The sequence below is a fragment of the Dyadobacter sp. OTU695 genome (genome assembly GCF_038440355.1).
Lineage (GTDB): Bacteria > Bacteroidota > Bacteroidia > Cytophagales > Spirosomataceae > Dyadobacter.
The window spans coordinates 121,679-132,435 of record NZ_JASATN010000016.1 but is presented as its reverse complement, the minus strand read 5'-3'; the positions used below and the strand labels follow the sequence as shown (position 1 = coordinate 132,435).

The following is a 10,757-nucleotide window of genomic DNA, read 5'->3' as shown; positions in this document are numbered from 1 at the left end:
CTTTACACATTCTGAAAATCCGGCAATTTGATAATCGCGCCGCCCTGCAATGCCGATTCGTGCGCGAGGATACCAACGCTGGTCCAGTTGGCCGACTGCCATGCATTCGGGAACGGCTCGCGGTCTTCGATCAATGCGCTGATGAACTCGTGTGCCAAATGCGGGTGTGAACCGCCATGGCCGCCGCCTTGTACGAACGACAAGTGTGCATTGTCGTCCAGGTTATAAACGCCGTGACCGGTAAAATGACGGATCTCCTCCGGCAAATAATGTGCATAATCCGGTGTCGTTACCTTCTCAGGGATTTCGTGCTCAGGTTTTTTAGCGGTGTGGATCACCGGATCTTCGCCTTCGATCAGCGGCCATTCAAATGATTTTTTGCTGCCGTAAACCTCGAAGCTCTCGCGGTACTGGCGCGCCACGTCGAAGAGTGAACGATACACGTAAGCCGACAAGTCGCTGTCTTTGAATTTAATATGGGCAGATTCGACCGCAAATGGTGAATTGTGGATCTTGATCAGGTCCTCAGAGATAGTTCCTGAGCCAAAGCATGAAACATATTCTGCTTCGAGTTTCAGCAGACCGGCGACCGGTCCGACGCAGTGCGTTGCGTAATGCATCGGAGGCAGTCCCGGCCAGTAGTCAGGCCAGCCTTCCATATCCTGCTGGTGGCTCGCTTTCAGGAACTGAACTTTGCCCAGCTCGCCTTTTTCGTATAATTCTTTCACGAACAGGAATTCACGTGCATACACCACGGTTTCCATCATCATATATTTCTTGCCCGTTTCGCGGGTCGCTTTCACGATCTCGATGCAGTCTTCCACGCTCGTTGCCATCGGTACCGTACACGCCACGTGCTTGCCCGCGCGCAATGCTTTCAATGTCTGTTCGGCATGGTTGGGGATGGGGGAGTTGATGTGTACCGCGTCGATGTTAGGATCTTTCAGCAATTCGTCATAGTCGGTATAGCGTACTTCAATGCCATACTGGTCGCCGATTTCGTTCAGTTTCGATTCGGTACGCTGGCAGATCGCGTACATATTGGCATTGGGATGTTGCTGATAAATGGGGATAAACTCGGCGCCGAAGCCTAATCCGATAATGGCAACATTAATTTTCTTGGACATATTGATTAACAGGTTAATGATTCACTAGATCAGCGGTTTAGGGAAAAAACGAATCGTTTCGGCCCGGCCCCCCGCCCGGTTGCCCGGTATTTTAAATATGAATTGGTGTGGATACTAATCGACAATACAATTTTAAAGTAAAATAGTGCTAAAAACTTTTCGGGTTTTGATTAGTACTGTGCGTATTTTGATCTGTTTTTAAGCTAATATCGGTTTTAGTGCAAAAAATAGCTAGAAAAACGAGTTGAAAACGCGGATTTTACGATAATTGAGCCGTTTTCTTTACCAAAATTCCCAAATTATGATCCGGTCTGCCCGTCCCGAAGATGCCGAAGCCGTAGCACCGCTGCTCGTGCTGGCAATGGGCCACATTGCAGGGATATTCGCGAGGTCTACCCGTTATGAAGATGCAGTCCCATTTTTTGAAGCATTTTTCAAAGACGGAGCCAATCAATACAGTTATGCCAACACACTTGTTTACGAAACCGAAGCGGGCGTGATCGGGTCGATAACCGGTTACGATGGCAGCCGCCTCCACGAACTGCGCCAGCCGGTACTCAACAAGCTCCGTGAAGCCGAGCCCGATTTTAAGCCGGACGACGAAACGGAGCCGGGCGAATACTATATCGATTGCGTAAATGTTCATCCAAGCCATCAGGGTAAAGGTATCGGTAAGAAGCTGATCATTGCTTTTTGCGAGCACGCGGGTGTGCTGGGGTACGCGCGCGTGGGTCTGATTGTGGACGTGATTAACCCTTCGGCGAAGCGGTTGTATGAAAATTTGGGCTTCCAGGTCGCTGGCGAAAAGGACTTTATGGGACACCGTTATTTTCATATGGTGCGAGGTAGTTAGCAGTGTCCCAAATTTCCCTAAATTGCTTTTTTTATAATTGAAGAGCACCCATAAAATAACCCTAACTCATGTTCAGAAGAAGAGATTTTATCAAAGCGGGTGCGCTGGCAGTCGCCGGTATGGCCGTGCCCAAATGGTCGTTCGCCAACAGTGCTGATTTTCCCGTAGTCCGGATACCGGCAGATAAACGCAGTTTCACAAGTCCGGCCGTAGAAGCGACCATTACCCGGATGAAAAAGGTGATAAAAGACCCCGAGCTGGCCTGGCTTTTCGAAAACTGCTTCCCCAATACCATTGATACCACCGTACATTATAACCCGGTAGACGGCAAGCCCGATACTTTCGTCATCACCGGCGACATTGATGCCATGTGGCTCCGCGACAGCACGGCGCAGGTTTGGCCTTATCTGCCGTTGTTGAAAGAAGATCCGAAATTGAAAGATATGGTGGCTGGCCTGATCAACCGGCAGACCAAATGCATACTGATCGACCCGTACGCCAACGCGTTTTACGATCGCCCGAAAGAAAGCGAATGGAGCAAGGATCAGACTAAGATGAACCCCATGCTTCACGAGCGTAAATGGGAGCTCGATTCGCTTTGCTACACCATTCGTTTGGCATATAACTACTGGAAAACGACGGGAGACACCAAACCTTTCGACGCCGATTGGTTGAAGGCTATGGAGCTTGTGCTGCAAACTTGCAAGGAACAACAACGGAAGGACGGGCCTGGGCCGTACAGGTTCGGTCGCGTTACATCGTGGTCGACCGACACCGTTCCAGGCAACGGATACGGTAACCCGATCAAGCCGGTAGGGCTCATTGCGAGCACATTCCGCCCGTCGGATGATGCCACGATCTTTCCATTCTTTATTCCTTCGAATTTTTTCGCCGTCGTCTCGTTCCGTGAAGTAGCCGAACTGCTCGAAAAAGCATCCGCCGCTAAAAACGCCAAACTGGCTGCCGATTTCAGAGAGCTTGCGACGGAAGTGGAGGCTGCGATCAAAACACATGGTGTAATAAATCATACCAAATTTGGCAAGATATATGCTTTCGAGGCCGATGGCTTTGGAAACCATGTGATGATGGACGATGCTGGTATTCCGGGGCTGATCAGCTTGCCTTACCTGAATGCGGTGTCGCTAAAAGACCCGATTTATATCAACACGCGTAAATACGTGTTAAGCGATCTGAACCCCTATTTCTTCAAAGGGAAAGCGGGCGAAGGGCTGGGTAGCCCGCACACGCTCGTGAACCAGGTGTGGCCGATGGGGATCATTGCACGCGCCATTACATCTACAAGCGACAAGGAGATCGAGGCTCAGCTGAAACTGCTTAAAACGACGCATAACCACACCGGTTTCATGCACGAGTCGTTCGATAAGGATGATGATTCCAAATTTACCCGGAAATGGTTCGCGTGGGTGAACACCCTGTTCGGCGAGCTGATCCTGAAACTCGAAAAAGAACGTCCGCATTTGCTGGCGAAAGTATATTAAGCAAGCGCATGAATGCGATGGTCAAATGCCTTCCGGACTACAAACCGGAAGGCATTTTTGTTGCACCGGACTATTGTCTTTCTTCCAAACCGGACGCAGTACTGCGCCGGTCGGCCAGCTAAATTTGGTTCGAAAACAATGCAGCTATGCAAACCGAAACCATCCGCACCGACTGGACGCCCGACGAAATCGAAGCCATTTACAACCGCCCCTTACTGCAACTGATCTACGACGCTGCGACCGTCCACCGGCAGTGGCACGACCCGGAGCGCATTCAGGTATGTACATTGTTATCTATTAAAACCGGCGGCTGCCCGGAAGACTGCGCCTACTGCGGACAGGCGGCAAGGTACCAAACCGGCATCAATGTGAAAGCATTGATGAAAAAGGACGACGTAGTAGCCATCGCCCGCCGTGCCCGTGAAGGTGGTTCGAGCCGTTTCTGCATGGCTGCGGCCTGGAGGGAAGTGAAGGACAACCGCGATTTCGACCGCGTGCTCGACATGGTGACCGAAGTAGCCGGATTGGGCCTCGAAGTATGCTGCACGCTCGGTATGCTCACCGAAACCCAGGCCGAAAAGCTCAAAGCTGCCGGCCTATATGCCTACAATCACAATCTGGATTCCTCTGCCGAATATTACGAGCAAATCATCACCACCCGCACCTACGACGACCGCCTTCAAACGGTCGACCATGTGCGCAACGCGGGCATATCTGTATGCTGCGGCGGGATTATCGGTCTGGGCGAAACCCGTGAAAACCGAATCCAGATGCTTCACACGCTATCCACCATGGCCCAGCATCCTGAGTCCGTCCCCGTGAACGCCCTCGCACGTGTGCAGGGAACGCCGCTGGGAGATATGAAAAAGGTCGATACCTGGGAAATGGTCCGGATGATCGCGACAGCCCGTATTCTGATGCCGAAAGCGATGGTACGCCTCAGTGCCGGGCGCATGGAAATGAGCGAATATGAACAGGCATTCTGCTTTATGGCCGGCGCCAATTCGATTTTCACGAATGAGAATGGGGAGCTGCTGGTAACGCCGAATCCGGGGATGGGGCAGGATCGGGAGATGATGGAGGTTTTGGGGTTGAAGGCTTTGGTTAGGGAGGTGGTGAATGCTTAGTAACTGCGCTATGACTGGCATCGAGCTTCGCGATGAATGTCGCCACACGCAGCTGGTTAACAATGTGTTCTCGCATTTCAGAACTGACCGATGCCAGATTGGGCGTGAATAGGTAGGCTCGATTAATGTATTGAGAGATGCTATCATTTCGTGGCCGCTGTCTTTCAATTCAAAAAAAATTACTTCGGAGAGTATTTGATTAAGGTCAGTACCTCGATGTCTCCAAACTCAGAAAGGATTTCTTTCATTCTTGCATGTGAAATACCTCTGTTGTAGGTAAAGTCCCGCCATGCGTAAGTCAATTTTCCTTTCTTTACTTCGGCCGGAAGTGATGGGTAGATATTCGTTAACCACCACTGGAAAGCCTCCTCCATAGAAGTAAATGTCTTCATTAATACAAATTATAACCATTAATGTCTGATGAAGTGTTGATAAAAAATACCCGATAAAATTAAGAGCATCTTAATCCTACCGGGTATCTATTTATCAACAAACCGGAAGGACTTATCCGGCGGGAATCATTTAACTAACGGTCGCTCCTGTGCGCACGGTCGGACGTGGCGCAGCAGGGCTTTTTCTGCGCGCTTTCCTCTCCTTCTTAAACTTCCTCCCAACCCAAATAATCACCCCAGTAACCGGCAGCGTGGCGGTAATAAGCGCCACGATCAACGCCAGAATCTTAGTAGGCCAGCCCCAAAGGCTTCCGGTATGGATCGGGAACACAAGTCTTCGAGCCTTCATACCCGCAGTTTCATTGTCATAAAGCCGCTTGCTCAGCAAATGCCCGTCGTTCTGGTCGAAATAGAGGAAATCGACGACGTTGCTGATGGAAGCATTTTCATTGACTTTGGAAACAGTGATCGAAAGGCTGTCGGACTCGGGAAGTGTGAATTGAATGCGGCCGGGATAGTTGAGCAAGCTGTTGGTTTCGGTGGTGATCCGGGCGAGTACTCCCGGCTTTGAAGTATTGACCTGGGAAGGATTCGCAGGCGCTTCTCGTTTCTGCTGCGGCTTGCCGTCGAAAGTCAGGTAAATCATATTGTTGACCCATTTGTAGCTCCAAACAAGGCCTGTCAATGCGATGATGAATGTAAATGGCAGCACGTAGAAACCAAAAACGGCGTGCAGGTCCCAGTTGAGGCGCTTGAATTTCGCATTCCATTTGACCGTCAGGCGCTGGCGGGTTTGCTTGCGCTTGGGCCACCAGAGGATGAGCCCTGTGATCATGATCACGATGAAGGTGATGGTGGCGACGCCGGTAATAGCCTTGCCGGTTTCTTCCAGGCACAAATAGCGGTGCAATTGCAGCACCACATGGAAGAAAGCTTCATTTTCCCTACGGGTATCAGTGATTTCGGCAGTGTACGGATTCACAGCCACCGACAAGACATCCTTTTCCTTCTTGCCTTTGACCAAGCTAAAAATAACCGTTCGGTCGGCATGGGGTTCGATGGCAATGCGGGCAATGCGCTGCCCTGGATAACCGCTGGCAACAGCGGCGCGGAGGTTATCCAGCGGAAGCGGCGATTGATTCTTTGGAGCTTCGACGACGTGGAATCTGGGATATAGCACAGGTTCCAGCTCGTCCTCGAAAACCAGAATGCTTCCGGTGAGCGCCATGATAAAAACCACAAGGCCGGAGGAAACCCCCAGCCATAAATGTAGTTGCGATGCGATTTTCCTGAATGTCTTTTTCACACGATTTTATGAAATAGCACGCATTTTAAAAGGTGTAAGAAACAGTCGCCATGAAGTTGCGCGGCGCGCCGGGGAACAGGCGCAGATAATCGTAACCGCCTACCCAATATGTTTTGTTGGTCAGGTTGTTGAGGTTCACCTGGAACTGGAACTTGTCGATTTTGTAGTAAACCGCACCATTCAACAGCTCGTAGCCGGGTAATGTCTGGGTGTTGTTGAGCGAAAGGTTACGCTCTGTCACAAAGTTTCCGCCAAGTCCCACGCCGAAGCCGTTCAGGATGTTGTCTACGAACGTGTATTTCGTCCAGATGCTTCCCTGGTTTTTGGGGGCATTCGGTTTTTGCAAATTGACGAGCACCTGGTCGGCGGCGCGGGAACCTGCGTCGGTAATTTTCGCGTCGTTGTAGCTGTAAGTGGCGATCACGTTCCAGTTTGGAAGAATGTTCCCCGTTACATCAAACTCGATACCTTTTGCCGTTTCTTTACCTACCTGGATCATCAGGTCGGGACGGTCGGCGGCATTGGCGGAATACAATGTGTTGGTTTGCGTGATATTGTAAACCGAAACGTTCGCGGTAAGGCGGCCGTCAAGCCACTCGGTTTTCAAGCCAGCTTCCGAAAGGCTGCTGCGGATCGGATCGAATGGCCCCCCGGACAATGGGTTGCTCTGTACTACCGGATCCTGGGGATTGTATCCCTGCGTGTAAGTACCATACACATTGATATGGTTGGTCAATGAATATACAGCCCCGATGCGCGGCAGCAATGCATGCTGCGTTACATTCTGCTCATTGTTGGTAGTATATCCTTTCTTGTCAATGTAAGTATCGTAGCGCAGACCAAGCAGGATCTGTAACTTTTTGATTTTGAGTTGTTCTTGTAAATATAAGCCGTGGAGTTTGTATAGTACCGGCGTAGTCGCTGCATTCGCCGTCACATTGTAAATGTATTTGGAAGGATCTTCCATATTGTTGTTCTGCAACGTCAGGTCGTAATGCGAGATGTTCGGTTTGGGGATGCTGTAAGTAACGCCGTTCTCGGTATAGTTATAAAACACAAACTTTTCAGGTGTTTTAGGATTGTAAGCAGCCGCACCGCCCGCTTTGAGCAGGTAACCATTCGCGGTTTGCTGACCGGAGCCTTTTGGCGTGGACGACTGGATAAAGTCATAGCCCGCTACCAGTTTATGCTCGGCAATACCGGTATTGAAGTTATGGTTGAAGAACAGCGACACATTATCCATGAACGACTTCGTTTTGCGGATAAAGACCTGCCGCGCTACGAGGTTTTCAATCGCTTTTCCGGCAGAATCCACCGCATTTACATTGCTGCTACGGTGTTCGAGCAAGTCCTCAGAATACCCGGTGCGCAGGTAAGCGACGTTAAATGAAGTATTTTGGGTAAACTGGTGGTTCAGTGAGGTCGTAATGAGGTAGGTTTCTTCATTAAGATAATCATTGACCGCATTCAGCGAAGTGCGGATCGAGCTTGAATAGAGGTCATTGCCTTTTACAGATTGCCCACGGTCAAGGCGGCTGTTGGAACGGTTGAAAACAAGGTCGAAGTTAATGCGCGTTTTGTCCGTAGGCAGGAACGATACGGATGGCGCGACAATGATATTTTTATCGAATTGCAGGTTCCGGAAGCCTTGTGCATTCACATAGCCCAGGTTGAGGCGGTAAAGTAAAGTTTTGCTTTCGTTCATCGGGCCGGTAAAATCGGCCAGCGTACGCAGGGTATTGAAGCTGCCGGTTGTAAAGCTCAATGATTTCCGGGGTGTTGCGAGTGGCTTTTTAGTGACACGGTTGATGGTACCGCCTGGTGAAGTGTTACCATACAATGCCGAAGCGGCACCTTTGATCACTTCGACACGTTCGAGGTAGTTTACGGGTGGCTGCTTCCAGAAACCCGAGAATGTACGCAACCCGTTCACAAGTTGGGTAGTACTTCCGCCGTTCATGCGGAAGCCGCGGACCGTGAGGTCATCATAAAAAGTAAACTGGTTTACGCCGCTCATGTTTTTCACGGCGTCGCCCATCAGGAACACGCCCTGGTCGCGCATTACTTCCTTGGTAACATAGGCAATGGCCTGGGGGACTTCCTTAACCGGCGTTGCGGTTTTGCTGGCGATGAACGACAAATCGTTCTTGTAGCTGGTTCCGCGGTTCCCGACGATCTCCACGGTTTGCAGTTCCTGGGTGTTTTCTTCGGAAACGATTTCAAGCGTAACGGTCTCGTCCGCCTTCACGTGCACGCTGCGGTCGATGCGCTTGATGCCTACTCCCGTACCCATGAGCTGATACCGGCCAGGACCCAGTGTGTTGAATTCAAAATTACCGTCAGCATCGGTAAGTGTTCCTTTACCTGTTCCTTTGAGAATCAGATTGATGGATTCCGCAGGTTCGCCCGCGGCGTTCTTAATATTGCCTTTGATCTGGCCTGTTTGCGCGAAGGCGAGAGAGCAGCAAAGAGAAAGGATGAGTAAACAAAATATCCTCATGATATAGGGATTGATTAAACCAGCTAATGCCAAAACGGTGGCAAAAGTAGTCTTATTTAGACCAATCCCAAATAATGATTTCTTTATTCTGCGCTCATTTTTTAATTCATTCTAATTATGCAATTTTTTCTGTTAATACTTTTATCACCAGTCAAATGTGGCTGAAAGTTACATTTGACTGGTGATACCCGGGGGATTAAAAGCCTGGTTGTCGGGGCGATTATCCCAGGTTCGACTTAATGAACGCCAATCCATCCCGCATCAGCTGTTCTTCCGAATCGAACATTTTGCGCCAGATATTGGCGACAGGCAGTTTCGGGCTGAATGCTTCGATACTGATCCAGCCGTCATATTTGATATCGCGGATCGATTGAAACACGCCTTCCCAATCCACATTACCCTTGCCGGGAGTAGAGCGGTCGTTTTCGGAAAGCTGGATGAATGAAATGCGGTCGCCGGCCTTGCGGATGGTATCGCCGATATTTTTCTCCTCGATGTTCGCGTGGAAAGTATCGAACATGATCTTGCAGTTCGGGTGGTTTACCTCATCCACAAAGCGGATGATCTCGTCGCCACAGCTGGTCAGGTACAGCTCGAAGCGGTTGAGGTATTCCAGGCCCAAGGTGATGTCAAGTGACTCGGCATAGTCGGCCACCTCGCGGATGCCCTCTATGCCCCATTGCCATTCTTCCTCAGTGGCAGGTTTCCCGGTGAAAACACCAAGGGCGGAATGGTAGGGGCCCATTAACCGGCTTGCTCCGAGTACAAGCGAACAATCCAATGCACTTTTTAAATGATCGATCGTATGTCGGCGCATGGCCGGATCGGCGCTGATCAGGTGTTCCGAGGGACCACATATAGTATCCGTCTCGCAAGCCAGGCCCAGGCTGTCGAGCTTCTCCCGGAATTTGAACCAATGCGCTGGATTTGTATTGAAAATTGGCACCTCGACGCCGTCAAAGCCGATCTCTTTAATGAGTTCGAGGGTAGGAAATAGGCTTTCGTCAATCTGGTTTCCCCACAAAAGGAGGTTCATGCTGTACTTCATCAAAAATCGAATTTATCTCGCTGGCGAATGGATAAGCCGGGAGTCAGGTACCCGGGTCTTTTCAGTATACAATCTTAAAGTAAAAAAGTACTGTTCAATATACACGATTTGACGAGTAGTTAGCTGATATTGATAAGTTGACAGGTATCTGCCTTAATATCCGGGTAAAATTGACTCATAGCCGGGAAACAAAAATGGCGACCCTTTGAAGAGGGCCGCCATTCATGAAGTATATATCAATGCTATTTCACTGTACTCTGCTGAAAATAAGCTGGTTATTGTTTTCGTAATAGAGAACCAGTTTATTGGTTTTCAGATCGTACAAGTTCACGCTGGGCAGCGCATTCACGAAAAGGTTTCCCCAACTCGTTTCTGCTCTTTCCGTACCACCCCCGCCAATTTGAATTGTATTCTGCTGGGCGGTTTCATAAAAACCCGTGAGGATATTGGTGGAAGTGGTACCTTCCAGCTCCCCTTTTTCTTTGAAATTGAGGCCTATATCCATCACGCCTTTGCTGGTAGCGGGTTTGTTGATGGTGTCATCCTCCTGAACAATACTTTCTAATTGCCATTTGCCGGTCAACTCCACATTACTGCTGATTGTGGTGGTTTTTCCACAACCTGTAAGCAGCGAAAAAAACAGCACGGATGCTGTCGGAATTAGAAGGCCTTTCATACACGTAAATAAGTTTCAGAACTACCTAAGATTGACATCGAACTCGCGAAAAAGGTTGCAAAAAAGTTGAGCGGCTCTATAAATTTATAAAAAATGTGCCAGCGTTTTGAACGGTCGTGGTATAAAATATAACGGTGGCAAAGCGAGAATCTTTTACCGGTGGCTCAATCTATTTTTAGGAATAAATTTCAATAATGATCATATTTTGATAGTAAAGATGTAATATTGT

General features: G+C 49.5%; 9 protein-coding genes. 3 read left to right on the top strand and 6 right to left on the bottom strand.

Translation table 11 applies throughout. The annotated features are described in order from the left end of the window. Nucleotides 1-2: 2 nt before the first annotated feature. Nucleotides 3-1,127, bottom strand: coding sequence for a Gfo/Idh/MocA family protein (locus AAHB90_RS24930; protein ID WP_090375131.1), 1,125 nt, complete (start codon nucleotides 1,125-1,127; stop codon nucleotides 3-5). Nucleotides 1,128-1,428: 301 nt separating this feature from the next. On the opposite strand from AAHB90_RS24930, the gene AAHB90_RS24925 reads away from it, so the two are divergent. The 3 genes from AAHB90_RS24925 to bioB all read left to right on the top strand — a co-directional run bounded on the left by AAHB90_RS24925 (nucleotide 1,429) and on the right by bioB (nucleotide 4,606). Then, nucleotides 1,429-1,980 carry a GNAT family N-acetyltransferase gene (locus AAHB90_RS24925; RefSeq protein ID WP_342087944.1) on the top strand — a complete coding sequence of 184 codons (552 nt, stop codon included), beginning with the start codon at nucleotides 1,429-1,431 and terminating at the stop codon, nucleotides 1,978-1,980. A 68-nt stretch (nucleotides 1,981-2,048) separates the two neighbouring features. Beyond that, nucleotides 2,049-3,479, top strand: coding sequence for a glycoside hydrolase family 125 protein (locus tag AAHB90_RS24920; RefSeq protein ID WP_342087943.1), 1,431 nt, complete (start codon nucleotides 2,049-2,051; stop codon nucleotides 3,477-3,479). Nucleotides 3,480-3,625: 146 nt separating this feature from the next. Continuing rightward, nucleotides 3,626-4,606, top strand: coding sequence for a biotin synthase BioB (gene bioB / locus AAHB90_RS24915; protein ID WP_342087942.1), 981 nt, complete (start codon nucleotides 3,626-3,628; stop codon nucleotides 4,604-4,606). 179 nt (nucleotides 4,607-4,785) lie between these two features. On the opposite strand, the gene AAHB90_RS24910 is transcribed toward bioB, so the two are convergent. From AAHB90_RS24910 to AAHB90_RS24890, 5 genes are all read right to left on the bottom strand, one after another. Beyond that, nucleotides 4,786-4,998: a hypothetical protein gene (locus AAHB90_RS24910; protein ID WP_342087941.1), complete on the bottom strand. Its 213-nt coding sequence runs from the start codon at nucleotides 4,996-4,998 to the stop codon at nucleotides 4,786-4,788. A 130-nt stretch (nucleotides 4,999-5,128) separates the two neighbouring features. Continuing rightward, nucleotides 5,129-6,304 (bottom strand): PepSY-associated TM helix domain-containing protein, encoded by a 1,176-nt coding sequence (locus tag AAHB90_RS24905; RefSeq protein WP_342087940.1) that lies wholly within the window; start codon nucleotides 6,302-6,304, stop codon nucleotides 5,129-5,131. A gap of 25 nt (nucleotides 6,305-6,329) precedes the next feature. After that, the gene (locus tag AAHB90_RS24900; RefSeq protein ID WP_342087939.1) at nucleotides 6,330-8,804 is read right to left on the bottom strand and encodes a TonB-dependent receptor; all 2,475 of its coding nucleotides are present in this window, start codon (nucleotides 8,802-8,804) and stop codon (nucleotides 6,330-6,332) included. A 220-nt stretch (nucleotides 8,805-9,024) separates the two neighbouring features. Continuing rightward, nucleotides 9,025-9,852 (bottom strand): sugar phosphate isomerase/epimerase family protein, encoded by an 828-nt coding sequence (locus tag AAHB90_RS24895; protein ID WP_342087938.1) that lies wholly within the window; start codon nucleotides 9,850-9,852, stop codon nucleotides 9,025-9,027. A gap of 247 nt (nucleotides 9,853-10,099) precedes the next feature. Beyond that, on the bottom strand, nucleotides 10,100-10,528 hold the full coding sequence (locus AAHB90_RS24890; protein ID WP_342087937.1) for an META domain-containing protein: 429 nt from the start codon (nucleotides 10,526-10,528) through the stop codon (nucleotides 10,100-10,102). Nucleotides 10,529-10,757: the final 229 nt, after the last annotated feature.